This window comes from Paenibacillus xanthanilyticus, assembly GCF_042682185.1.
In the GTDB taxonomy this organism is placed as follows: Bacteria; Bacillota; Bacilli; order Paenibacillales; family Paenibacillaceae; genus Paenibacillus_Z; species Paenibacillus_Z xanthanilyticus.
In genome coordinates this window covers 1,235,222-1,257,899 of record NZ_JBHUHA010000002.1, presented here as the reverse complement: position 1 = coordinate 1,257,899, position 22,678 = coordinate 1,235,222, and the positions used below count along the sequence as shown (strand labels likewise).

The following is a 22,678-nucleotide window of genomic DNA, read 5'->3' as shown; positions in this document are numbered from 1 at the left end:
ATTCTGTCCTCCCGTGAATGGATGATATGACCAACATTCTAAGACGAAGGACCTTGATGTTGTCAAGATCAAAAAAGAAGGAGAGTCGACATGAGCGAACAGCAGCATGAAGGGCAGGCGGGCTACCGAGCTTGGCTCGCTTATCACCCGCGCGTAGATTCTGCGACAAGCAAGGAGGATTCGCTCCGTTATGGCTGGATCGCCTCCGGCGACCGAGACGATACGGTCCGCGCGGCTATCTCGGAGCTGGCCGAAGGGATCGGGGCCATGTACAGTGAACTGCCTGAGATTCATGTGTTCCCGACAGACGCCGCCGGAGAGAACGGCGCAAGGGACCCCGAGCCGGATACCGCGATCGGCGTCGGGACCGGCATTCTCGTCGGCACCTTCGCGGCCAACGAACGGCTGCGGGACATCTTCGGCGTCGAGGTTGCGGAGCTCGGCCGCGAAGGGTTCGCCATCCGGACCCGAGAGGGCGCGACCGCGATCGGCGCTCACACGCCGGTCGGCGCACTGTACGGCGCCTTTCACCTGCTGCGGCTGCTGGCGACGGGGGCCGACCCAAGCGGGCTGGAGGTAATCGAGCGGCCGGCGAACAAGCTGCGCATGATGAACCAATGGGATAACATCGACGGCAGCATCGAGCGCGGTTACGCCGGGCCGTCGATCTTCTACAAGAACGACGCGATCGACTTCGACCCGGCGCGCATTCGGGATTATGCCCGGCTGCTCGCATCGACCGGCATCAACGCGATCTCGATCAACAACGTGAATGCGCATCGGCTGGAATCCCGGTTCGTCACCGAGGACTACTTGCCGCGCATTGCCGAGCTGGCGGATATCTTCCGTGTCTATGGCATCCGGCTGCTGTTGAGCATCAATTTCGCTGCGCCGATCGAGGTCGGCGGCTTGCCGACGGCCGATCCGCTGGATGCGGACGTGAAGCGGTGGTGGCGGGATAGAGCGGCGGACATCTACGCGGCAATTCCTGATTTCGGCGGCTTCCTGGTCAAGGCGGATTCCGAGAACCGGCCGGGGCCGTTCACCTACGGGCGCGGCCACGCGGAAGGCGCGAACATGCTGGCCGAGGCGCTTGAAGAGCATGGCGGGCTGGTCGTCTGGCGCTGCTTCGTCTACAACTGCAAGCAGGATTGGCGCGACCGGAAGACGGACCGCGCGCGGGCCGCGTACGATCACTTCCTGCCGCTCGACGGCGCGTTCCACGATAATGTCGTGCTGCAGATCAAGAATGGGCCGATGGATTTCCAGGTGCGCGAGCCGGTCTCGCCGCTGCTCGGCGCGATGGAGCGGACGAACCAAGTCGTCGAGTTCCAGATCACGCAGGAATATACCGGCCAGCAGCGGCATCTATGTTATCTCGTGCCGCAATGGAAGGCGGTGCTGGACTTCGAGACGTACGCGAAGGGGAACGCCTCCCCGGTCAAGCGAGTCGTGGACGGCAGCGTTCACGACCGGGCGCTTGGCGGGTTCGCGGCAGTGTCCAATATCGGCGCCGACGCCAACTGGACCGGCCATCCGCTCGCCCAAGCGAACCTGTACGGCTACGGCCGTCTGGCGTGGAATCCCGAGCTGTCCGCCGAGGCGATCGCCGAGGAATGGGCCTTGCAGACGTTCGGCGCAAGCCGGCAGGTCACGGACGCGGTAGTCGGCATGCTGATGGATTCGCTGGACATATACGAGTCGTACACGGCGCCGCTCGGCGTCGGCTGGATGGTCAATCCGAACCATCACTACGGACCGAACGTGGACGGCTACGAGTACGACAAATGGGGCACGTACCATTTTGCCGACCGCGACGGCGTCGGCGTCGACCGGACCGTGCTCACGGGCACGGGCTACGCGGGTCAATATATGGGCCCGAACGCCGGCATGTACGAATCGCTCGCGGAATGCCCGGATGAGCTGCTGCTGTTCTTCCACCACGTCCCTTACGGGCATCGGCTGAAGTCCGGGCGCACGGTCATCCAGCATATCTACGATACGCACTTCGATGGGGCGCGGCGCACGGAGGAGCTAACCCGGCGGTGGGCGTCGCTCGAAGGGCTCGTCGCGGCGGATGTCTACGACGCAGCCCTGGCCCGATTCCACGAGCAGGCGGAGCACGCCAAGGAATGGCGCGACCGGATCAACACGTATTTCTACCGCAAGAGCGGCGTGCCCGACGAGCAGAAGCGCGCGATTTACTGAGCAGAGCTGAAGCTAACAATGAGCAAAGCCAATCGCATAGCCCGCCAAACCATTTCGGAACGAGGAAAGGAAGCGAGAACATGACCCAACGCACCAAAAGCGGCGAACCGCTCGTGAAGCATATCTATACCGCCGACCCATCGGCGCACGTATTCGAAGACAAAATCTATATCTACCCGTCGCATGACCTCGACCACGAGCGCGAATCCAACGACAACGGCGACCAGTACGATATGGAGGATTACCATGTGCTGTCCATGGAAGACGCGGATGCCGCGTGCGTCGACCACGGCGAAGCGCTGCACGTGAAGGACGTGCCGTGGGCCTCGAAGCAAATGTGGGCGCCTGATGCGGCGTACCGGGACGGCAAATACTACCTGTTCTTCCCTGCTCGGGATCACGAGGACGTCTTCCGCATCGGCGTGGCGACGGGCAGTCGGCCGGAAGGTCCTTTCGTCGCGGAACCGGACTATATCCCCGGAAGCTTCAGCATCGACCCGGCGGTGTTTATCGACGATGACGGCCAGGCGTACATGTATTTCGGCGGTCTATGGGGCGGCCAACTGGAGAAGTGGCGGACGGGCGAATACGACGCGGCAGGCGAAGGTCCTGCGGCCGACGAGCCGGCATTGGGTCCGCGCGCGGCTCGGCTCAGCGACGATCTGCTGACGTTCCGCGAGCAGCCGGGCGAGATCGAGATCGTGGACGACGCAGGCAATCCGATCCTGGCAGGCGACGAGGAGCGGCGGTATTTCGAAGGACCGTGGATGCACAAATACAACGATCGCTACTACTTGTCCTATTCGACGGGCACGACGCACCAGATCGTCTACGCGATCGGCGACAACCCGCTCGGCCCCTTCGTCTTCCAAGGCACGATCCTGACGCCGGTCCTCGGCTGGACGACGCATCATTCCATCGTGCAATTCCAAGACAAATGGTATCTGTTCTATCACGACAGCTCGCTCTCCGGCGGCGCAGATAATAAGCGCAGCGTGAAAATGACGGAGCTGACGTACAACGAGGACGGCACGATCCGGACGATCGACCCGTACGGCGAATAAGGGCAGGCCGATGGCTTGGATGGCGTAAGCCTACCGCCGTCACGGACCGAAAAGGAATGCCGCCGCCGAACGATGTAGAGTCAAGCTGATTTTAAGCCAAGGAGGCGGCGGCCGATGGAACACCTCCCCTACATCACCCAGGAAGACATGCGGGCGGAAGCCGAACTTTTTCAAACTGTATATACGTCGTTGATCCGCGAGATCGACCGAGGCGAAAGTCTGCGGGGCAAGCTGAACGACTTCCAGCTGCAGCAGGCGGTCGCGCACGCGAAGGACGGGATGGGCGTGCTCAGCTACGAGCGCAGGCAGACGATGAACGCCATCTTCGAGAACTTCTCGGCGATCTACCGGTCGGACGGCCGGGCAGCCGCGGCCGTCTGGGCAAGCCAGAACTTCGGCTGCTCGCTGTCGGACGCCGGCTCCGAAGACCGGAACGACATGCGCGCGCGCATCGAGGAGCTGGCGCTGCTCATCCAGATGAAGGAGACCGAGCTGCTCCAGCTATACCGGGAAATCCACGCGCTGCAGCAGTCGCTCGCGGAGTGACCGGCGTACGGCTAATATCGAAGATACATACACAAGCAGAACAGGCAGCCATGGGAGGCGCGAACGCATCTCCGATGGCTGCCTTTGTTGTTCCTAACCTTCGGACTTCGTCGCTTGCAGCCGCTCCCGAATCATGGACGCCAGACGCGCGGCCTGCTCCTCCGGAATGGCCCCGGACGCGATTGCCCGCGCGGCCAGCGGGACATACCATTCGCGGATTTCCGCCTCCGACATCCCCGACAACCGGCAATACTCGCCGATGAACAGGCGATAGGCGGCCTCTCGTGTTTCTTCGAAGAACCGTTTGGCCGCAGCGGGCGTCTCGGGCGGCAGGACGGCATACTCCAGCATCACGCATACTTCCGCGACGTCCGCGGCCGGGTTGCCAAGGGAGGCGTGCATCCAGTCGATCATGACCGCTTCGCCGTCTGCTTCCCGAATGAGGAGATTATTCGGGTTCGCGTCGCCCTGGCACAGCTGCCGTTTGGCGGGAAGGCGGTCGAGGTACGCGTGGAGAGCCGTGATCTCTTCCGGTATCAGGCCAGGGGGCCGACTGATAATGCCCTTCAGATTCGCCTTCTGGTCTGTGATGATCCCGGGAGGGGACATCTTATGTATGCGATGCAGCACGTCCGCGAGCAGACGCAGCTCCGCGTCCATCGGTTCCTGCGCGTTCAATCTGGCGAACAGCCGGCTGACGAGCGTATCGCCGGCGACCCGCTCGAACACGATGCCGAGGCGATCCTCCCATTTCACTTGCTCATACGGTCGTGGTACCGGCAGCCCGGAGGCCCATGCCGCTTCGTGATTGCCATATTCGAGCCGAACGGCGTGCGGCGGCGTATCGGCATGGAACAGCTTGATGATCTTGTCCGGGCCGTCCCATTCGTACACCTCGCAGCTCGATCCTTCCGCGATGCGCGGTCCTAGCATCATAAGGCCTCCTTTTAGAACGATTGAACGATCATCAGACGGTGCCCGTCCGGATCTTGCACGGTAATGAACGCGACGTCAGGGAACCGCTCGATGCCTTCGCCGACGATCCGAACGCCGAGCCGCTCCAGCTGCTTCAGACTTCGGTCGATGTTGTCGGAATCGAACGCGAACAGCGCGTGCGGCGAAGGCGATACGGGATCGTCTCCAATCGAGTCGAGCAATAATATCGTATTCTCGAGCGGGATGGAGACGATGGGCGAGAAGGGCGCTTCGGGTACCGATAGCCCTAGCAGGTTGTGGTACCAGGCGACGGAACGGGACATATCCGAAGTCTTGATGAGGACGGAGCCGATCTTCGGCTGAGCGGCTGGTTGGTTGGCATTAGCGGAATGGCTGGACACGGAATCTCTCCCCTTCGCGATGTTATAGTTTACAGAATAATCCAGTATCAGTTTATCGAATGCACATCTCGACTGTAAAGAAGGAGTTGCCTGTAAAGGAAGCCGGCGAATGGCAAACTGTTCGTCGGACAGACCACCCCAAGAAGTTGTTGTCAAAATCATGCGCGATGGTTATAATACAAAATGTAAGGGCTTACAGAAAACCTTTTCAGAAAAGCTTTTCAGTCTACATATCTGCCATACTTCATCCTAAACGAAGAGGACGTTCGTACGCATGAAACCGACCATACACGACGTGGCTAGAACGGCGGGCGTCTCGATCAGCACCGTATCCAGAGTGATGAACGCCCCGGAGACGGTGACCGAAATGAAACGGCTGCGCGTGCAGGAAGCAATTGATCTGCTGCAATATCAGCCGAATGGCTTCGCCCGCGGACTGATCTACAAGAAGTCGGGCACGCTCGGCGTGATGATTCCGGATATCGAGAACCCGTATTACGCCGGTCTGCTAAGGGGGATGCAGGACGAGGCGGTACGGCTCGGGCACAGCCTGATGATTTGCAACACGGACAGAGACAAAGACCGGCTGATCGCCTATATCCAGAGCTTCTACGAGAAGCAGGTCGACGGGATTATCTTCGCGAGCGACGCGCTTCATCCCGAGTATATCGAGGAGATGCAGCGCTATCGGATGCCGATCGTGCTCGCTTCGACGAACGCGCCCGACTACGACATTCCCTCGATCGACATCGACGACGAGCTGGCCGCCTTCGAAGCATCCGCCTACTTGATCGACTCGGGTCATGTCCGCATCGGCATGATCAGCTTCCCGCCGGGAGACACGATATCCGGGAGACCGCGCATGGAAGGCTTCCGGCGCGCGCTCCGCGAGCATGGCCTGAAGGCCGAGGAGGCTCCGGTCGCCTATGCGGCGCACCGTTTTGAAGACGCTTACGCGGCGACGGGCGAGCTCCTGGCGGCTGAGCCGGAGCTGACGGCGATCTTCGCGGCATCGGACGAATTCGCCATGGGCGCGATTTCGTATTTGCGCGAGCATGGCAGACGCGTGCCGGATGACCTGTCGGTGATCGGCTTCGACGATATCCGGATGGCCGGGATGTTCATCCCGAAGCTGACGACGATCGCCCAGCCGGTGTACGAGATCGGGGTGCGCGCGGTGCGCAAGCTTCATGAGCTGGCGATCGGAGGTCACGTGGAGCCGCTCCGGGAGAAGGTGCCGCATAAGCTGGTCGTTCGCGAGTCGAGCCGAAGTCTATGAGGCGTGGGGAGCGCAGCCTCCCGCTCGCGGCCTTCGAGCCGCGAGCGTCCCGACGACCCAAGTCGGTCACGCGCTGGCGGATCAACCCAAGCGGACTCTTTTCGCCCCTCTCTGAAAAGCTTTTCAGAATGTCGTTTGCCGATTGGTTGGGACGGGGTACTAATAAAAAAACGAACCTATACAGTTTATTTTAGGGGGTGATGCGGACCCATTCAGGCATTCCGCTCCACAAGCAATCGCGTTAGCGCCATACACAAGCAATTATTCGGAAAGGGTTGAGGTCTTTTGAAAACGAAGAAAAAGAGCGCATTGGTGATGTTCGGCACAATTATCGCGCTGTCGGCGGCGCTTAGCGCCTGCGGCGGCAACAATGAGACGAACAATTCGGGGAATACGGGCGGCGGAAGCACGAATACGACCGACACGACGAACCAAGGCGGGACGAATACGACAACTCCGGATACGGCGGCGGGAGATTCCTACGTGGCCAAGGCGCTGAACGGTGACTATAAAGGAACGAAGGTAACGATGTTCGGCCCGTTCACGGACGCGGACGAACAGAAATTCAACGCGGCGATCAAGGATTTCGAGGACAAAACGGGCATCGACATCGCGTACGAAGGGTCCAAGGAGTTCGAGGCGACCATCTCCGTGCGCGTGAACGGCGGCAATGCGCCGGACATCGCGGACTTCCCGCAGCCGGGTCTGCTCAAGGGCTTCGTCAAGGACGGCAAGGTCATCGACATCAAATCGTTCCTGTCGGACGACTATCTGAAGAAGCAATATAACCAAAGCTGGCTGGACATGGCGACGATGCCGGGACCGTCCGGCGACGTCTACGCAGGCGTATGGGCGCGCAGCAGCGTGAAGAGCCTCGTCTGGTACAACAAGAAGGCGTTCGACGAAGCGGGCTACACCGTGCCGACGACGTGGGACGAATTGATGGCGCTGTCCGACCAAATCGCCAAAGACGGCGACCCGGCGTGGAGCATCGGCATCGAGAGCGGCACGGCTACCGGCTGGCCGGCGACGGACTGGATCGAGGACATCATGCTGCGCACGACGACGCCGGAGAACTACGACAAGTGGGTGAGCGGCGAGCTGCCGTTCACCGATCCGATCGTCAAGAATGCGGTACAGAAAATGTCCGACATTTGGTTCAACGACGACTACGTGTACGGCGGACGCAAATCGATCGCCACGACGTCGTTCGGCGATGCCGTGAAGCCGCTGTTCGACAATCCGCCGAAAGCATGGCTGCACCGCCAGGCGGGCTTCATCACCTCGTTCTTCCCGGAAGGCCTGAGCGCGGATAGCTTCGACTGGTTCCCGCTGCCTCCGATCGATGCGCAATATGGCCAGCCTGCGCTCATCTCGGGCGACATTTACGCGATGTTCAACGACCGTCCGGAAGTGCGCGCGGTCATGGAATTCTTCACGACGGCCGATTCGCTGAAGACGTGGATTCAATCCGGAGGCGTAACGGCGCCGATGAACGGCGCGGATCCGTCGTGGTACGCGAACGATCAAGAGAAGCGCATGGCGGAATTCCTCTCGTCCGCGAAGACGATCCGCTTCGACGGCTCCGACCTGATGCCGGGCGCGGTAGGCGCGGGCACGTTCTGGAAGGGCATGACGGACTACGTCAGCGGCACGGTCGATTTGGATAAGGCGATGGAGGAAATCCAAGCCGGCTGGAAATAATTTTGGGCAAGCTGGAGGCGTGCGCGCGCCTGACGCGGCGCGTACGTCTCTTTTTCTATGACGTGAGGAGGTTGTCGGATGGAACTTAGAGCTGGAAAAGGCAATGCTCTGCGCTTGCTGTTGCTGTCCGTTCTCGTACCGGCTCTGAATATCGGCGTGCATGGGCTGATTTTCTGGTTCTTCCGGGATTCCGGGCTGCCGCCGGTCGCGAACGCCGTGTTTGCCGTGTTATGGGGCGTAATCGGGATCTACAGCATTTACTTCACATTCAACTGGCTGGTCGAACAATATCCCGACCAATGGAAGCGGAGACTATTGCCTTTCGTATTCGTCGGGCCGGCGGCGCTGCTCTTGGGCTGGCTGCTCGTGCTGCCGACGCTAAGGACGCTTTATTTGAGTTTCATGAACGCGAATTCGACGGAGTTCGTCGGCTTCGCCAACTTCGCGGCCGTGTTCACCGACCGGCTGCTGGTCACCGCGCTGCGAAATAACCTGCTGTGGGTCGTGTTCGGCACATTCCTGTGCGTCGGCTTCGGCCTGCTCATCGCCATTCTGGCGGACCGCAGCAGCTTCGAGCGGGTGGCGAAAGCGATTATTTTCATGCCGATGGCGATCTCGTTCGTCGCGGCGGGCGTCATCTGGAAGTTCATCTACTACTACCAGCCGGAGCAGGAGCAGATCGGCCTGCTGAACGCGATCGTCGTCGCCTTCGGGGGCGAACCGCAAGCGTGGCTGAGCATGATCCAGCCGTGGAACAATCTGTTCCTAATCGCCATCCTCGTCTGGATGCAGACCGGCTTCGCGATGGTCATTTTCTCCGCGGCGATTAAGAGCATTCCGGAGGATATGCTGGAGGCGGCCCGCGTGGACGGCGCGAACGAATGGACGATTTTCTTCAAAATCATGATCCCGACGATCTCCGGCACGGTGCTGTCGGTGACGACGACGATCATCGTGTTCACGCTGAAAATTTTCGACGTCGTCATGATCATGACAGGCGGCCAGTACGAGACCGACGTCGTAGCGACGCAGTTCTACCGGCAGCTGTTCATGTACCAGAACACGGGTTACGGCTCGACGCTCGCCATCGTGCTGCTGATCGCGGTAATCCCGGTCATCATCGTCAACCTGCGCCAGTTCCGCAAGGAAGGAGGATTCTAGGATGGCCAAACGCAGAAGCAAGCTGAAGAAATCGAAGTGGCTCGTCAATACCGTCCTCGCGGTCATCTGCCTCGTCTGGTCGATTCCGACGATCGGACTGCTCGTCTCCTCGTTCCGGCCGGCGGCGGACATCCTGCAATCCGGCTGGTGGAACGTGCTGCCGCATCGCGAGTGGCAGACGGTGGAGCAGCTGACGCTGCCGAAGGACACCGACTTGCGGGAGCCGATCGACGTGAACGGTCAGACGTACACGGACGACCAGCTGCGGGCCGGCATCACGGTCGGCGATCAGCGGTACATTTGGGAGAATCGCCGCGCCCGTCTCCTCAACGTGCAGGAGAAGCATTGGGGCGCGATCACCAACTTCACGACGCAGAACTATGAAGCCGTCCTTGGCGGCAAGGAATACAAAATCGCGCTGCCGGACGGCGGCACGAAGACGGAGAAGGGCAGCGGCATGGGGCAGTCATTCTGGAACACGATGGCCGTCACCGTGCCCGCGACGATCATCCCGATCCTGATCGCTTCCTTCGCGGCGTATGCGTTCGCTTGGCTGCGCTTCCCGGGAAGACGCTCGATCTTCGTCATCATCATCGCGCTGCTCGTCGTGCCGATTCAGGTGGCGCTCATCCCGATTTTGAAGGATTACACGTCGCTCGGCCTGAACGGCACCTATGCCGGCATCTGGCTTGCGCACGCCGCGTTCGGGCTGCCGCTCATCACGTATTTCATGTACAACGCGATCAGCCAGCTGCCGAAGGATCTGTTCGAATCGGCGTTCATGGACGGCGCGACGAATTTTACGATCTTCAGCCGCCTCATCCTGCCGCTCACCGTGCCGGCGCTGGCGTCGATCAGCATCTTCCAGTTCCTGTGGGTGTGGAACGATTACTTGGTGTCGCTCATCTTCCTCGGCAGCCAGCCGGAGGTGCAGGTCATGTCGATGAAGATCGCGAACCTGGTCGGCTCCCGCGGCAACGACTGGCACCTGCTCACCGCGGCCGCGTTCATCTCGATGCTGACGCCGCTCGCCGTCTTCTTCGCGCTGCAGAAGTATTTCGTGCGCGGATTGCTCGGGGGCTCGGTGAAGGGGTAAGTCGCATCGCCGCAACAAGTCAAAAAGCCGCTTCGCGGGATTCCGAGAATCCGCGAAGCGGCTTTTTGGCTTTGGCTTAGCCCGCGCTTATGACCCGGGAAATAACAGCCGCAGCACCATCAGCACCACGATCCCCGTCGTTACGGTCGCGAGAATGCTGCGCGTCTTGACCGCGACCAAGAAGGAGGGTATCGCCGTATAGAGCGCCAGGTTGCCGCTCAGTCCGACGGCCGCGCCTTCCGGGAAGAACAGCGCCTGTCCGACGAGCGCCGCCATGACCGAGACGGGCACGTAATGCAGCCATCTCATCAACCATCCAGGCAGGCTCAGGCGGCTGAGCAGCATGAGGGGCACGACGCGCGGCAGCAGCGTGACGAGCGACGCGCCGAATATCGCCAGGAAGACGTCCCATCTTACTTCCATCGTTCCACCGCCAATCCCGCCGTCGAGGCAATCAGGGTCGCGGCGATGACCGCAAGGCTGCCGGAGAGGAAGAAGAAGCTGCCTACGGCGACAATAACGGCAATACTGGCGACGATGACGTCCGTCCGGATTTGGTTCCGTCCCAGAATCGTCAAGACGAGGAGCGAGATGAACATCGCCGGAAGGGCGAAATCGAGCCCGAACCGCTCCGGATCGGCGATCCACTGACCGAGCATCGCGCCCGCGATATTCGCGAGCCACCAGAAGACGTAAGCCGTCAGGTTCAGTCCGTGCATCCACCGCTCGCTGATCGGCTTCCCGTCCGACGCCTTGCTGATGGCGACGCCGAACGTCTCGTCGCTGACGAGCGCGCCGACGAACAAATTCCGAAGCGGGGTCAAATGGCGGAAATACGGGGACAGCGCCGCGCTGAGCAGCAGATAACGCAGATTGACGAAGAACGCGCCGATGACGATGCCCGCGATCGAGCTGCCGGAGACGAGCATGCCGACCGCCATGAACTGGGCCGAACCCGCGTACAGCAGCAGGCAGAACAGCGTGATCTCCATCAGACTGAGTCCGGCGGTCGTCTGGATGACGCCGGCGGCCAGGCCGATGCTTAGATACCCGGGCAGCGTAGGCAGACAATCCTTCATCCCTTGGCGAAAATCGCGGGCGCCGCCGGCCATGCGGGACTGCGCGGTTGAAGTGTGCTCCAACGCCATTAGTCCGCTACTCCGACATGAAGCTCCGCGGTGGCATAGAGCACGGCCCGCCCGCTCATGCTCACCCGCTCGCCCAAGTCTTCGCAGTAGAGCGTCCCGCCTCGCGCGGACACTTGACGGGCGGTCAGCTTCCGCTTGGCCAGCCGCTCTGACCAGTACGGCACGAAGCTGCAGTGCGCCGATCCGCAGACGGGATCCTCCGGCACCTTCAGCTTCGGGAAGAAGGCGCGGGAGACGAAGTCGTACGGCTTCCCTTCCGCGCTTGGCGCCGTGACGAGCGCGCCGAGCCCATCCGGCAGCGCGGCAAGCTTGGCGAAGTCGGGCGACAGATTCGCGACGTCGGCCTCCGATGCCAAGACGAACATCAGGTCGCGGCCCAAGTATGTCTCGAGCGGCATAATTCCGAGCGCGTCGGCCATGGGAGCGGCGAACGGATGAGCGGCCGGCATGCGGCTCGGGAAGTTCATCTCGTACAGGTCGCCGAGCCGCCGGACGACAAGCTCGCCGCTCAGCGTCCGGAACCGGATCGTCTCTACGCCGAGCTCGCGGAAATTCGCGATCACGAAAGCGGTCGCGAGCGTCGCGTGTCCGCACAGGTCGATTTCGCCGCCCGGCGTGAACCAGCGCAGCCGGTAATCGTCGCCTTCCGGGACGGCGAAGGCCGTCTCGGAGAGGTTATTCTCGATCGCGATGCGCTGCATGAGATCGTCCTTCAGCGGTTGGTCCGTGACGATGACGCCGGCGGGATTGCCTTCGAACACGCGGTCCGCGAACGCGTCAACGACGTAATATTTCATAGTCATACACCTTCCTTGCGTGCTAGCTATCGGTTGTCTATGTGCCATTGTAGCAGTGGCGGTATGGCGGTTCAACGCGATAATTGTAGGCCATACAATTTTTCGCGTGACGGCTCTTCCTGTTGCGAATGATTCCGCCGCCTCCTAATAAAAGGTAAAGTAAGAAGAGGCGAAGAGGAGGAGCCGCCAGCGACTCCTCTTCGGGTTGAACCGAATCGCGCGTCATATTTTGGTGGGAGGTGAGGCAGTGAAGAAGGATGCGGGCGCCGCGGGAGCGCGGGTTGACGAGGGGGTAAGGGGTGCGCGAGCGATGGACGATACTTGCGTGCCGACCGGCGTCAAGCTTCATGAGACAGGCTTCGGATACACGCTGTCCGTCATTGGCGGCAAGTATAAAATGATCATTCTGTACTGGTTGTCCGAGCATAAGGTGATGCGATTCAACGAATTGAAGCGGGGGATCGGCACCATTACATTCAAGACGCTCAGCGTCATGCTAAAGGAAATGGAGGCCGACGGGCTCATCCGGCGCGAGGAATTCCCGCAGGTACCTCCAAAGGTGGAATATTCGTTAACGGAACGGGGACGTTCGCTCATGCCGCTGCTGGACTTGATGTGCGAGTGGGGCGAGAAGAACGATCCGTTCTGAACCGAAATTACAGGTTGTGGATAAAATGCAAATACCGCCGCGCGCTGTCGTCCAATAAGCTGTTAGCTGGTTCGTCCTCCTGCCCTGGCACATTCTCGCCCGGTTCGCCTTCCGTGCCATAGTACGCAAAGAACGATCGGTAATCCGCCCTGCAATAGCGGAACGTCAATTCGAAGGGCGCCAAAATTTGCCCGAGCGAATAGCTGTATTTGCCGTCCGGTCGGTAATCGGATTCCTTGATGCCCGCCGAGACCGCCAGCGCTATCTTGCGGCTGCGCAGCTTGTCGCCTCCGTTCGAGCCGTACGCCCATCCGTACGTGAACACATCGTCCAGCCACTTCTTCAACAGCGGCGGACAATTAAACCAATAGATCGGGAATTGGAGCACCAGGCTGCCGTGCGCTTCGATTAATGCCTGCTCGCGTTTCGCGTCGATGCGGCCATCCGGGTAGGTCTTGTGCAAGTCGTGCACCGTGTAGTTGTCGGGATAGTTGCGAAGCTCTTCGACCCATCGCTTATTGACGACGGAACGTTCAAGATCGGGATGCGCGACGATGACAAGCGTGTTCATGCGGTTGCCCTCCTTCAACATGGATCATTTCGTGTTTGAGTATACGGATCGCACGGCGGCATGGAAAGTACGCACTTTTGTAACAGGTACTGTCGTAAAGGTAAGCGTCAAACTAGCTCAGATCCGTTCGCCTAGCAGGTTGGGCCGGTAGACGCTCAGCGCAAGAGCGCGTCCTGGCAGCGCAAAAAGCAGCCGAAATCTTCCGATTCGGCTGCTTCACCTTTCTATTCGGCGCTTTGACCCCTGCTTACAATACCGTCTCGAGCGCCTGTCGCAGCACGCGCTCGAATGCCTCCGGCTGCTCAAGCATCGCGTCATGCCCGGCCCCTTCGATGACATGCAGCTGTTTGAGCGGCGCTTGAATCGAGGGGTAATGGGCTTCCATCAAAACACGGTAAGGCCAATCGTATTCGCCCAGCATGACGATTACCGGAACTTCATAAGCGGAGCTGCGCGTCCGGAGGTCGAAGGTGCTCAAGTATTCGGTCAGCGGCGCCTGCAGCTGCTCTCGCCGGGCGAAGTAGACCAGCTGCTTCATGGAGAACGTCGGGGACACACTGCCGGCTTTCAGGAACAAGAGCGGGTCGGGCTTGTAGGGCTGATGCTTGGCGGCAAGCTTATGCAGCTTGGCCGTCGTCTGCTCGGTCGTCTTGACATCCCGGCGCAGCCGTCCCGCCAGCCGTTCCGCGGCCGCGGCATCCCGCTCGGCTCCTCGCGACAAGGCGAGCTGCCGGACGTCCTCCGCCATCCGCGCGGCGCCGTCGTGGAGCTGCACGACTTGAGCGATGCTCACATAGGCGCGGGTCAACGCCGGGTAGCGCTGCGCGAACAGGCTCCCGAGGACGCTCCCCCAGGAATGACCGATCATGATGATCTTCTCCTGCCCGAACCGCTCCCGCAAATACAGGACGAGCTCGCGTATGTCCTCGACCAGCTGGTCTGCGGTCAATGCATCTCGCACCTGTCCCGCCTGCGATTTGTTCAGCAGGTAGGTACGCCCGGCATTGCGCTGGTCCCAGTTGACGACCGTGTAGTCGCGCTCCCACCCGAATTGGTATTTGTGCATGACCGGCGTGAACGGGCCGCCGGGCCCGCCGTGGAGGTAGAGGATGACCGGATTGCGGATATCATGCCCTCTAATATTCACGTACTGGCGCAGACCGCCAATCTCAAGCGCTAGCTCCTCGTCGATTCCGTGCTCTGTCGCGATGCGATGCTCTTGCGCGAGGCGGCGCCGCATTCGCGCCCGATAGCTCAGGGCGCCGAGCATGACGGCCGTGACGACCGCGAGCCATGGCGATACGGCCGCCAACAGCAGACTAAGCAGCCGCGTGATCATCATTCGCCCTCCGACCCGTCGCCGTAGCCGCGGCGGCAGCTGCGCTCGTGCCGCCTTGGGCTTGCAAGCCGTGGGCTGAAGCTAATAAGGCGGCATACGTTTGCTGGAGCAATGGTAATGGTTTGTCGTCGTGCATGAAGGTGCATCTCCCGTTAAATAAACATGATCCTGTCTAATTAGCTTAGCAGGGAACGATGCACGGGACAATGGTTCAAGCCTGCCGCGAGCGCTGGGAACGAGTGGGCGGAAGACGAAGCGTCGCTTTATTGATATAGTGACAATAGCTATGACAGGCGGTATAGAAGGAAGGGGATTCGGTATGGACGATCATGTGTTTGGCGAAGTAAGCGGAGCAGCCGGGCATGTAGGGTGCGGATCGCCTAAACGGGGGACGAGCAGATGGAGCTGAAACAGCTGGAGTATTTTCTTGCGATCTGCCGGGAGCTGCATTTTACGCGCGCGGCGGAAAAGCTCGGCATCGCCCAGCCTTCGCTGAGCCAGCAGATTCGGCTGCTCGAGCATGAGGTGGGGACGCCGCTCTTCGACCGCATCGGCAAAAGAATCGCGCTTACGGAGGCCGGCGGCTTGCTGCAGACGCACGCGCTTCATGTCTTCCACGAGCTGGCGCAAGCCAAAGCCGCGATCGGGGAACTGCAAGGGCTCAAGCGGGGAACGCTTAAACTTGGCGCGCTGCCGTCGGTCGTAAGCGACTTGCTTCCTCCCGCGCTTGCGAGATTTCACGCCCGGTACCCGACGATCGAGCTGACGGTGCAGGACGCGAGGACGGGCGAAATTATCGATCGTCTGATCCGCAACGAATTGGATATCGGCATTGTAATGTCGGCCGGATTGGATGGGAACGTGGATCTGTTCGAGCGAATGCCGCTCTATCGCGACGAGCTGGTGTTCGCCGTGCCGACGGAGCATCCTTTGGCGGTGCGCGGGTCGCTGCCGCTAACGGCGCTGGAGGATACGCCCGCGATCCTGTTCCCGACGCCATACGTGCTCCGCCGACAGCTGGACGAAGCGTGCGTCAGTCTCGGCTTCAAGCTCAAGCCGGTCCTGGAGATGACGACGATGGAAGCGCTGCTGCGCATGGTCGCGACGGGAGTAGGCCTCTCGATCGTGCCTGCATCGGCCGTCAGGACGAGCGGCGGGGCCGTTCGCGCGATTCCGCTCGAGGGCTCGGCGATTATGACGGAGGTCGCGTTGATCTACCGGAAGCACAAGCATCTTTGCGCGGCCAGCCGGGCATTCATCCAGGAGCTGCATGCCTCGGTCAGTGCGTGAATCACCAGCTAATGAGAGAAGGCGCCCGGAGCGGAAGTTGCATTCCGCTCCGGGCGCCTTATTCGGCTTTACCCTTTCTTGACATCCTCCAGGCTGGCGCCGAAATTGATGTGGTACACATTCCCTTCGATCAGCAGCGCGGGCACGGATTGCACGCCGGCCAGCTCCGCTTCGGAGATGCGGTCGCGGTCGGTGCCCAGATGGACCACCTCCACGCTAAGCTTAGCGGCATCCAGGTAGTTCAGAACGGTTTGCTCGGCATCCACGCAAACGGGGCATCCGGCATGATAGAAGACGGCTTTCGACATTTGAATCACTCCTTGTACGGGTTAGGTTCGGGTCGTGCACGGCCCTTGCACTACTGATGTTACTCCGAGCCCTATCGATCATCAATTGCGATTATCATATCGAAATGATAGGTATTTCCTATCGACCGCGGAGTCCCGAAATGTGTAGGCCGGAAGCGAGAGCGTGCGTTCGACGTCAAGCAAACGCAGTCGGAGTGGCGTTAAAAGCGTTCAGTCTTCCTTGCCGCCTTCGCCCTTCACCCGCCTGATGCCCGCTGAAATTTGTTCCCGTTCATGCTCGGCCAGCGCGTACAGCTTCGGGCTGGAAGGAATATCGAATTTCAGATGAGAGTGGGGGATATCGGTCAGCAGCGCGCCGATCGGCTCGCCTTGCGCATCTCGGACGACATTCCAGAAGACGCGGGAGCGGTTGTCCTCGCTGCCCCATTTTTCCATGGAGCTTCGGAACACCAAGCATTGGCCGATGACGAAATCGTCCTCCCGCAGAGGTTCCATCACGTCGAAGCCCGCCTCGATCAGACCGCCGAACACGGCTGGCATCAACCGGTCCAGATACAGGCCGTACGCCGCATCCTCGATCGTCCGGAACGCCTCCGTCAGCTCTGCATGCAACTCCTCGTATAATCGCTTCCATTCGCCCTCGATATAACGGTTGCCCGCCTCGCTAATTTCCTCGATCGTCATGCCTTGCCGGAAAGCCGGATACTCGTTTTTCATCAATAAAACCCTCCTTGGCTGATTGGGTTGCGTCCACGTAAATGGATGCAGCATTCAGCGGATTTTCTCGTGCTCACTCATTGTATAACATGCATGCAAATTGCAAGGTTTAGCGAAAGTTTGATCCCAAATTGCTGCATTTGGCACCATAAACCTTATAATGAAGCTAATGTTGAGCTAATGGAGGGAGTGAATCTGATCGTGAGCATGCATCCGTCGAAAATGGCCGCCAGGTTCGGCATAAGTCCGAGTACCTTGCGTAATTACGAAGCCAAAGGCTTGATCCCTCCGGCGATTCGAGCCGAGAACGGTTACCGCGGTTATACGGAGGAGCACGAGGCCTATCTGGCCTGCATTCAGGCGATGGCGCCGGCCTTCAGCATCGAGATCGTAACCGAGGTGCTGCGTTTGTTTAGGGAGGACAAGCTGGACGAGGCGCTGTGGGTGGTCAAAGCGCGGGAGCTCGCGTTGTACGAACAAAAGCGAAGACTCGAGACGTTAATCGCCGACTTACGAAACGAAGAGAAGGACCCGCAGCAGGCGGAACGGAACGATCGGCTGACGCTGCAGCAGGCGTCGACGCGGGTCAAGGTGCCGAAGTCGGCCATCCGCTATTGGGAGAAGGCGGGCTTGCTCGCGGCCAAGCGGGATCCGGCCAACGGCTATCGGCTGTACGGCGCGTCAGATCTGCGGCTCATGCGGCTGCTGGGCGTGCTGCGCAATACCGTGTATTCGGCGGATACGGTGATGCTCCGGCAAGCGGTCGCCCAGGCGACTTCGGACGATGCGGGCGGACAAGGGGCTATGCGCATCGCATTGGATGCCATGGCGCATATGAACAAGCTGAATCAGGCGCAAATGCGGGGCGTTAGCTATCTATATCGGCTAATTCGGACAACGCGGCCGGGCATTTTGAATGAAATACCGGATTGGGAACAGCGGTTGGAGCAGCGGGATACGGAGCGCGTCGAACCTGTTTAACGAGAGTGGGAGCCGCTCGCGACCTGGTAGGCGAGTCAACGGAACATTTTGGCCGGAGAGACGGCTTACGGTGCAACATCAAGCAACCGGATAGCGTCCGAAGTAGGGAAATACTTACAGGGAGGCGTTGGAACGCATGGTCTATTGGACGGTTAGTTTGATCGTAGTCGCCGGTTCCATTCTGGGGCTTTGGAAAGCGGGGGTTCGGCATCCGTTCTCCAAAGGCGTCGCGATTGCCGCCGCTCTCTCCTTGCTTGCGGTGATAGGTCTGGCTCAAAATTACACGCAAAGCCTCATACCCGAAGCGAATGACGGCATCGGCATCTCCAATCCGGTCGCCTACTGGATCATTGGCGAAGACGGCTGGTCGCGGTCCTTGTTTCATGCGGCGTTCCGCATGTCGATCTACTGGACGGTGGCGCTCATCGCGCTTTATCCGTTCGTCGCGGCGGCCGAGACCAGGTACCGGGCCGGCATGAAGGCGGAAATCCGCGGATAGGACGGCGAGCGCGGTGGCCTATGATGTTTCATTTCATCTTGCGTGTATTAAATACACGTTGTATGATTATAAATAACAAACAGGAGAGCGCGCCAACGCTCTCCCTGCACGACACTTGGATGAGAGTCCTCCGAACAGTATCAGAGAATAACCCGTTCCCTTGGCGCTAACCTGGGCGGGTTATTTTCGTTTTCCGTTAAGATAGGTGAGCAACGCGAGAACGAACATCCCGAGCAACATCACTTCTTCGAACGTAAACGTCATAGGCATACACCTCCTTCCCGGAGGCTGCCTGTCCCACCCAAGTCTGTCGTGCGTTTCCGGTATATCAGAAGTCTATCGGGCATCGATAGGCTTATTTTGATTGCGTAAAATGGACAACCGATTTGTCTGACGAATGGATCCGAATATCGTGGCCGACTTTGTTCGCATATAGGACCTAACTCTCCGGCACGCGAGTCGCGCCGTCTGCGTTTTTCGTATTTCGACAAGAGGTCTGATGTAAATTGCTATAATTCCCGATCGGATTTCCTTTTTTACATTGACACCAAGAGTGAGAACCATTATCATTGGTTTCAATTGATTTGAGAATGATTATCACTCTTTCTCGTTCTGTTTCAAGAAAAAGACGATATCAAGCATCTAGGGGGAAATGATTGTGTCCAGATTTAGAACGTCCATGCTATTCATCGTATTTGCCATCGTGCTCGTTCTGGCAACCGCTTGCGGGAATAACGCCAACAACGCGAGCAGCACGAACGGCGGCAACAGCGCGAATGGCGCAAACAATGCGGCATCGACGAATGCCGGCGCGAACGAACAGGCAACCGATACGGCCGATACGACAAGCGAGACGCGCAGCATCAAACACGCGCTGGGCGAGCTGCCGATTACGGGCGTGCCGCAGAAGATCGTCGTGCTCGAATGGACCTACGCGGAAGATCTGCTGATGGTCGGCGTACAGCCGGCTGGCGTAGCGGACATCGAGAACATGAAAAAATGGGTGTCTCCTCCAACCGCGCTTTCGGCCGACGTGACCGACGTGGGCACGCGCCAAGAGCCGAACCTGGAGACGATCGCGGCGCTCGAGCCGGATCTGATCATTGGCGTGAAGTTCCGTCACGAAGCGACGTACGATCAGCTGAACGCCATCGCGCCGACGCTGCTGTTCGACCCGTATCCGGCCGAAGGTCAAGGCGACCAATACCAAGAGATGATCGAGACGTTCAAGACGATCGCGGACGTCGTGGGCAAAACGGCCGAAGCCGACAAGGTGCTCGCCGATCTGCAGCAAGCGTACGACGACGGCAAGGCGAAGCTTGCCGCGGCCGGCAAGGAAGGCGCGCAGATCGCGCTGGCGATGCCATGGGTTGACCAGAACGCGGTAACGTTCCGCGTCTCTACGGATAATGCCCTCGCCATCAAAGTGCTCGAGCAGCTCGGACTGAAGAATACGTTCAAGCCGGCGCAATTCGAAGTGTATGGCTACTCGCAGGGCGGCGTTGAGCTCTTGCAGCAAGTGCCGGACGCGAACTATCTGCACATTACGAACGAAGACAACGTCATGGGCGTGCTGGAGAAGAACGCGGTTTGGACCGGTCTGAACTTCGTCAAAGAAAACCGCGTCTTCGCGCTTGGCGGCGACACTTGGCCATACGGCGGCCCTCATTCCGCGAAGCTGCTGGCAGAGCGCGCCGTCAGCGTGCTGACAGGTCAATAATGAAACTAGCGAAGGAACGGGTAACCGCTCCCTCTCCATTGAACGAAACTCCAGCCCGTCGCACCTCGCGTGCGAAGGGCTGGATGCCGTTTGCGATGCTTGCCGGAGGGAGCCTGCTGCTGGTCGCGCTGACCTTCTTCAGCTTGACGCAAGGGATGAAAGCTTTATCGCCGTCGACCGTCGTCGACGCGCTCTTCTGGCCCAAGGATACGCCAGAGCATCGCGCCATCAACGGCGTTCGTCTGCCCCGCACGGTCATGGGACTGCTGTCCGGCGCCGCGCTCGCCGTGGCCGGCGCGCTCATGCAGTCCGTCACGCGCAATCCGCTCGCCTCGGAGACGACGCTCGGCGTCAATGCCGGTGCTTTCCTCGTCGTCGTCATCGGTACGATCTTCTGGCCGGGCTTGCTGCACCAGTATGCCTTCTTGTTCGCCGTGCTGGGCGGCGGCGCGGCCGCGCTCGCCGTCTTCGGCATGGGCGGGGGGCGCAAAGGAACGCCGATCCGGATCGCGCTGTCGGGTATGATCGTCACGCTTGTCCTCTCCTCGGTGACGAGCGCGCTGATGATGCTGTTCGAGCAAGATACGCAAGGGCTGTTCGTGTGGGGCTCCGGCAGCTTGAATCAGAATGACTGGAGCGGGGTTCAATTCGTCTGGCCGTGGGTGCTCGGCGGCGTCGTGGCGGTGCTGCTCGCGTCGCGGCACCTGGACCTGCTCGCCTTCGGCGAGGAAAGCGCCCGCTCGCTGGGCCAGAATGTGGGCCGCACCCGTATGTTCGCGATGGCGATCGGCATCGTGCTGGCTTGCGTGAGCGTCAGCGTCGTCGGGCCGATCGGCTTCATCGGCTTGCTCGCGCCGCATATCGTCAAGCTCTCCGGCATGCGCGCCCATGCGCTGCTGCTGCCGGTCAGCGCGATATGGGGAGCGGCGATTCTCGTCGGGGCGGACACGGTCGCCCGCGGCTTCGCGGCCAGCGCGGTCGGCGAGCTGCCCGCGGGCGCGGTAACGGCCTTCATCGGGGGGCCGTGGATTATATGGCTGGCGCTTCAAGCGTCCAAGCACGCGGCCTCGTCGTCTCCGATAGAGGGCCGATCGTCGATGAGCGTCGGGTCGATCGGCAGGCGTCTGCCCTTCGTTCCGCTCGTCATCGTATCGGCTGTGCTGCTCGTCGTGGTCAGTATCGCGGCGCTGATGAACGGCACGCTGCATCTGTCCGTGAGCGAAGTAGTCGCGACGTTAACCGGCAGCGGGACGAAGCTGCACGAGAAGGTGCTGCTCGAGCTTCGGCTGCCGAGGCTGCTCACCGCCGCCGTCGTTGGGATGATCTTGGCGGCCAGCGGCGCGCTCATGCAGAGCGCGGTGCGCAATCCGCTCGCCGATCCGCAGATCGTCGGCGTCTCGAGCGGCGCCGGCGTCGGCGCGATGCTGCTCCTCGTCGTATTCCCGCAGCTTCCGGCCGGCTGGGTGCCGGTCGGCGCCTTCATCGGCGGCATTGCCGCGGCGGTCATCGTATACGCCGCCGCTTGGCGAAGAGGGCTGAATCCGACCGTGCTGACGCTCGTCGGGATTGCGGTGGCCGCCTCAGGCACGGCGCTCATCAATATTCTCGTCGTCTACGCCAAATTAACCTTGGCCCCGGCGCTGACTTGGCTGGCCGGGAGCACGTATGCAAGAAGCTGGCCGGAATTCGCGCAAGTTGTGCCGTTCGCGCTCATCCTGCTGCCGATCGGTTGGTGGATGGGGCGCAAGGTGGATCTGCTCTCCTTCCAGGACGACAGCTCGACCGGGCTTGGTCTGCCGGTACGCCGGACCCGGCTGCTCGTGACGCTGCTGGCCGTCGTGCTAACTTCCGCGGCGGTGTCGGCTGTCGGCGCCGTTGGCTTTATCGGCCTGCTCGCTCCGCATGCCGCGCGCATGCTGGTCGGCTCGAACCATAGACGGCTCTTGGTGTTGTCCTCGCTGCTCGGCGCGATCCTGCTCGTAGCGGCCGACTGGATCGGCCGCATCATGCTGTCGCCGAGGGAGATCCCCTCCGGCATCGTCGTCGCCTTAATCGGCGCGCCGTACTTGATCTTCCTCATGTTCAAGTCCCGCACGGCGAAATAGCGCGAAGAAAGCTCCTTCCGATCCCCTGCAACCAGGGCGGGAGGAGCTTCTTGCCGTGTCCTCAAGCATTGGGCGGATTCCGCAATTCAGAAGAAGCCAGGCTCATCGCAGTCAGGTATGATGAGGATAGGCTTTTCTTTCATCCCATACCATGATCAA

22 protein-coding genes are annotated in these 22,678 nt (G+C 60.4%); 13 read left to right on the top strand and 9 right to left on the bottom strand.

The window, feature by feature from the left end:
* Positions 1–90: 90 nt before the first annotated feature.
* The 3 genes from ACFSKT_RS22685 to ACFSKT_RS22675 all read left to right on the top strand — a co-directional run bounded on the left by ACFSKT_RS22685 (position 91) and on the right by ACFSKT_RS22675 (position 3,818).
* Positions 91–2,208 (top strand): alpha-glucuronidase family glycosyl hydrolase, encoded by a 2,118-nt coding sequence (locus ACFSKT_RS22685; RefSeq protein ID WP_377717627.1) that lies wholly within the window; start codon positions 91–93, stop codon positions 2,206–2,208.
* Positions 2,209–2,288: 80 nt separating this feature from the next.
* Positions 2,289–3,272 (top strand): glycoside hydrolase family 43 protein, encoded by a 984-nt coding sequence (locus tag ACFSKT_RS22680; RefSeq protein ID WP_377717626.1) that lies wholly within the window; start codon positions 2,289–2,291, stop codon positions 3,270–3,272.
* A gap of 114 nt (positions 3,273–3,386) precedes the next feature.
* On the top strand, positions 3,387–3,818 hold the full coding sequence (locus ACFSKT_RS22675; protein ID WP_377717625.1) for a hypothetical protein: 432 nt from the start codon (positions 3,387–3,389) through the stop codon (positions 3,816–3,818).
* A 93-nt stretch (positions 3,819–3,911) separates the two neighbouring features.
* Here ACFSKT_RS22675 and ACFSKT_RS22670 read toward each other — a convergent pair whose 3' ends face one another.
* Positions 3,912–4,754, bottom strand: a complete 843-nt coding sequence (locus tag ACFSKT_RS22670) for a phosphotransferase family protein (protein ID WP_377717624.1) — start codon at positions 4,752–4,754, stop codon at positions 3,912–3,914.
* 11 nt (positions 4,755–4,765) lie between these two features.
* A complete protein-coding gene (locus ACFSKT_RS22665) occupies positions 4,766–5,155 on the bottom strand; it encodes a VOC family protein (protein ID WP_377717623.1) in 390 nt (129 codons plus the stop codon).
* A 274-nt stretch (positions 5,156–5,429) separates the two neighbouring features.
* Between ACFSKT_RS22665 and ACFSKT_RS22660 the strand changes: the two genes are divergently transcribed.
* The 4 genes from ACFSKT_RS22660 (at position 5,430) to ACFSKT_RS22645 (ending at position 10,395) form a co-directional block, all read left to right on the top strand.
* Complete coding sequence (locus tag ACFSKT_RS22660; RefSeq protein ID WP_377717622.1) at positions 5,430–6,434, top strand: LacI family DNA-binding transcriptional regulator; 1,005 nt, start codon at positions 5,430–5,432, stop codon at positions 6,432–6,434.
* Positions 6,435–6,719: 285 nt separating this feature from the next.
* The gene (locus ACFSKT_RS22655; RefSeq protein WP_377717621.1) at positions 6,720–8,138 is read left to right on the top strand and encodes an ABC transporter substrate-binding protein; all 1,419 of its coding nucleotides are present in this window, start codon (positions 6,720–6,722) and stop codon (positions 8,136–8,138) included.
* Between the two features lie 78 nt (positions 8,139–8,216).
* Complete coding sequence (locus tag ACFSKT_RS22650; protein WP_377717620.1) at positions 8,217–9,299, top strand: carbohydrate ABC transporter permease; 1,083 nt, start codon at positions 8,217–8,219, stop codon at positions 9,297–9,299.
* A 1-nt stretch (position 9,300) separates the two neighbouring features.
* Positions 9,301–10,395, top strand: a complete 1,095-nt coding sequence (locus ACFSKT_RS22645) for a carbohydrate ABC transporter permease (protein WP_377776352.1) — start codon at positions 9,301–9,303, stop codon at positions 10,393–10,395.
* An 87-nt stretch (positions 10,396–10,482) separates the two neighbouring features.
* Here ACFSKT_RS22645 and ACFSKT_RS22640 read toward each other — a convergent pair whose 3' ends face one another.
* From ACFSKT_RS22640 to ACFSKT_RS22630, 3 genes are read right to left on the bottom strand one after another with little or no spacing between them, the layout of a single operon-like run.
* Entirely contained in the window at positions 10,483–10,818 is a 336-nt protein-coding gene (locus ACFSKT_RS22640; protein WP_377717618.1) for an AzlD domain-containing protein, read from the bottom strand.
* Positions 10,809–11,543 (bottom strand): AzlC family ABC transporter permease, encoded by a 735-nt coding sequence (locus tag ACFSKT_RS22635; RefSeq protein ID WP_377717617.1) that lies wholly within the window; start codon positions 11,541–11,543, stop codon positions 10,809–10,811. The genes ACFSKT_RS22640 and ACFSKT_RS22635 overlap by 10 nt, the downstream gene beginning before the upstream one ends.
* Complete coding sequence (locus ACFSKT_RS22630) at positions 11,543–12,340, bottom strand: PhzF family phenazine biosynthesis protein (RefSeq protein ID WP_377717616.1); 798 nt, start codon at positions 12,338–12,340, stop codon at positions 11,543–11,545. Before ACFSKT_RS22630 ends, ACFSKT_RS22635 begins: the two co-directional genes overlap by 1 nt.
* 310 nt (positions 12,341–12,650) lie before the next feature.
* Between ACFSKT_RS22630 and ACFSKT_RS22625 the strand changes: the two genes are divergently transcribed.
* Entirely contained in the window at positions 12,651–12,989 is a 339-nt protein-coding gene (locus tag ACFSKT_RS22625; RefSeq protein WP_377717883.1) for a winged helix-turn-helix transcriptional regulator, read from the top strand.
* A 7-nt stretch (positions 12,990–12,996) separates the two neighbouring features.
* Here ACFSKT_RS22625 and ACFSKT_RS22620 read toward each other — a convergent pair whose 3' ends face one another.
* Both ACFSKT_RS22620 and ACFSKT_RS22615 read right to left on the bottom strand, forming a co-directional pair.
* The gene (locus ACFSKT_RS22620; RefSeq protein WP_377717615.1) at positions 12,997–13,560 is read right to left on the bottom strand and encodes an NAD(P)H-dependent oxidoreductase; all 564 of its coding nucleotides are present in this window, start codon (positions 13,558–13,560) and stop codon (positions 12,997–12,999) included.
* Positions 13,561–13,807: 247 nt separating this feature from the next.
* A complete protein-coding gene (locus tag ACFSKT_RS22615) occupies positions 13,808–14,899 on the bottom strand; it encodes an alpha/beta fold hydrolase (protein WP_377717614.1) in 1,092 nt (363 codons plus the stop codon).
* A gap of 399 nt (positions 14,900–15,298) precedes the next feature.
* On the opposite strand from ACFSKT_RS22615, the gene ACFSKT_RS22610 reads away from it, so the two are divergent.
* Positions 15,299–16,189 carry a LysR family transcriptional regulator gene (locus ACFSKT_RS22610; RefSeq protein ID WP_377776351.1) on the top strand — a complete coding sequence of 297 codons (891 nt, stop codon included), beginning with the start codon at positions 15,299–15,301 and terminating at the stop codon, positions 16,187–16,189.
* A 68-nt stretch (positions 16,190–16,257) separates the two neighbouring features.
* Here ACFSKT_RS22610 and ACFSKT_RS22605 read toward each other — a convergent pair whose 3' ends face one another.
* Positions 16,258–16,497 carry a glutaredoxin family protein gene (locus tag ACFSKT_RS22605; RefSeq protein ID WP_377717612.1) on the bottom strand — a complete coding sequence of 80 codons (240 nt, stop codon included), beginning with the start codon at positions 16,495–16,497 and terminating at the stop codon, positions 16,258–16,260.
* Positions 16,498–16,707: 210 nt separating this feature from the next.
* Complete coding sequence (locus ACFSKT_RS22600) at positions 16,708–17,214, bottom strand: DUF6022 family protein (protein ID WP_377717611.1); 507 nt, start codon at positions 17,212–17,214, stop codon at positions 16,708–16,710.
* 207 nt (positions 17,215–17,421) lie between these two features.
* On the opposite strand from ACFSKT_RS22600, the gene ACFSKT_RS22595 reads away from it, so the two are divergent.
* From ACFSKT_RS22595 to fhuB, 4 genes are all read left to right on the top strand, one after another.
* Entirely contained in the window at positions 17,422–18,195 is a 774-nt protein-coding gene (locus ACFSKT_RS22595) for a MerR family DNA-binding transcriptional regulator (protein ID WP_377717882.1), read from the top strand.
* A 136-nt stretch (positions 18,196–18,331) separates the two neighbouring features.
* On the top strand, positions 18,332–18,694 hold the full coding sequence (locus ACFSKT_RS22590; RefSeq protein WP_377717610.1) for a hypothetical protein: 363 nt from the start codon (positions 18,332–18,334) through the stop codon (positions 18,692–18,694).
* Positions 18,695–19,352: 658 nt separating this feature from the next.
* Positions 19,353–20,414: an ABC transporter substrate-binding protein gene (locus ACFSKT_RS22585; protein ID WP_377717609.1), complete on the top strand. Its 1,062-nt coding sequence runs from the start codon at positions 19,353–19,355 to the stop codon at positions 20,412–20,414.
* A gap of 83 nt (positions 20,415–20,497) precedes the next feature.
* Entirely contained in the window at positions 20,498–22,519 is a 2,022-nt protein-coding gene (gene fhuB / locus ACFSKT_RS22580; RefSeq protein ID WP_377717608.1) for a Fe(3+)-hydroxamate ABC transporter permease FhuB, read from the top strand.
* Positions 22,520–22,678 lie beyond the last annotated feature (159 nt).

Bases quoted from the DNA above. Each gene is read 5' to 3' on its own strand.
- ACFSKT_RS22650 (WP_377717620.1), top strand. From the start codon at position 8,217: ATGGAACTTAGAGCTGGAAAAGGCAATGCTCTGCGCTTGCTGTTGCTG.
- ACFSKT_RS22640 (WP_377717618.1), bottom strand. From the start codon at position 10,818: ATGGAAGTAAGATGGGACGTCTTCCTGGCGATATTCGGCGCGTCGCTC.
- ACFSKT_RS22670 (WP_377717624.1), bottom strand. From the start codon at position 4,754: ATGATGCTAGGACCGCGCATCGCGGAAGGATCGAGCTGCGAGGTGTAC.
- ACFSKT_RS22685 (WP_377717627.1), top strand. From the start codon at position 91: ATGAGCGAACAGCAGCATGAAGGGCAGGCGGGCTACCGAGCTTGGCTC.
- ACFSKT_RS22675 (WP_377717625.1), top strand. From the start codon at position 3,387: ATGGAACACCTCCCCTACATCACCCAGGAAGACATGCGGGCGGAAGCC.
- fhuB (WP_377717608.1), top strand. From the start codon at position 20,498: ATGCCGTTTGCGATGCTTGCCGGAGGGAGCCTGCTGCTGGTCGCGCTG.
- ACFSKT_RS22625 (WP_377717883.1), top strand. From the start codon at position 12,651: ATGGACGATACTTGCGTGCCGACCGGCGTCAAGCTTCATGAGACAGGC.
- ACFSKT_RS22595 (WP_377717882.1), top strand. From the start codon at position 17,422: ATGCATCCGTCGAAAATGGCCGCCAGGTTCGGCATAAGTCCGAGTACC.
- ACFSKT_RS22635 (WP_377717617.1), bottom strand. From the start codon at position 11,543: ATGGCGTTGGAGCACACTTCAACCGCGCAGTCCCGCATGGCCGGCGGC.
- ACFSKT_RS22600 (WP_377717611.1), bottom strand. From the start codon at position 17,214: ATGAAAAACGAGTATCCGGCTTTCCGGCAAGGCATGACGATCGAGGAA.
- ACFSKT_RS22610 (WP_377776351.1), top strand. From the start codon at position 15,299: ATGGAGCTGAAACAGCTGGAGTATTTTCTTGCGATCTGCCGGGAGCTG.
- ACFSKT_RS22630 (WP_377717616.1), bottom strand. From the start codon at position 12,340: ATGAAATATTACGTCGTTGACGCGTTCGCGGACCGCGTGTTCGAAGGC.
- ACFSKT_RS22620 (WP_377717615.1), bottom strand. From the start codon at position 13,560: ATGAACACGCTTGTCATCGTCGCGCATCCCGATCTTGAACGTTCCGTC.
- ACFSKT_RS22645 (WP_377776352.1), top strand. From the start codon at position 9,301: ATGGCCAAACGCAGAAGCAAGCTGAAGAAATCGAAGTGGCTCGTCAAT.
- ACFSKT_RS22660 (WP_377717622.1), top strand. From the start codon at position 5,430: ATGAAACCGACCATACACGACGTGGCTAGAACGGCGGGCGTCTCGATC.
- ACFSKT_RS22605 (WP_377717612.1), bottom strand. From the start codon at position 16,497: ATGTCGAAAGCCGTCTTCTATCATGCCGGATGCCCCGTTTGCGTGGAT.
- ACFSKT_RS22680 (WP_377717626.1), top strand. From the start codon at position 2,289: ATGACCCAACGCACCAAAAGCGGCGAACCGCTCGTGAAGCATATCTAT.
- ACFSKT_RS22615 (WP_377717614.1), bottom strand. From the start codon at position 14,899: ATGATCACGCGGCTGCTTAGTCTGCTGTTGGCGGCCGTATCGCCATGG.
- ACFSKT_RS22590 (WP_377717610.1), top strand. From the start codon at position 18,332: ATGGTCTATTGGACGGTTAGTTTGATCGTAGTCGCCGGTTCCATTCTG.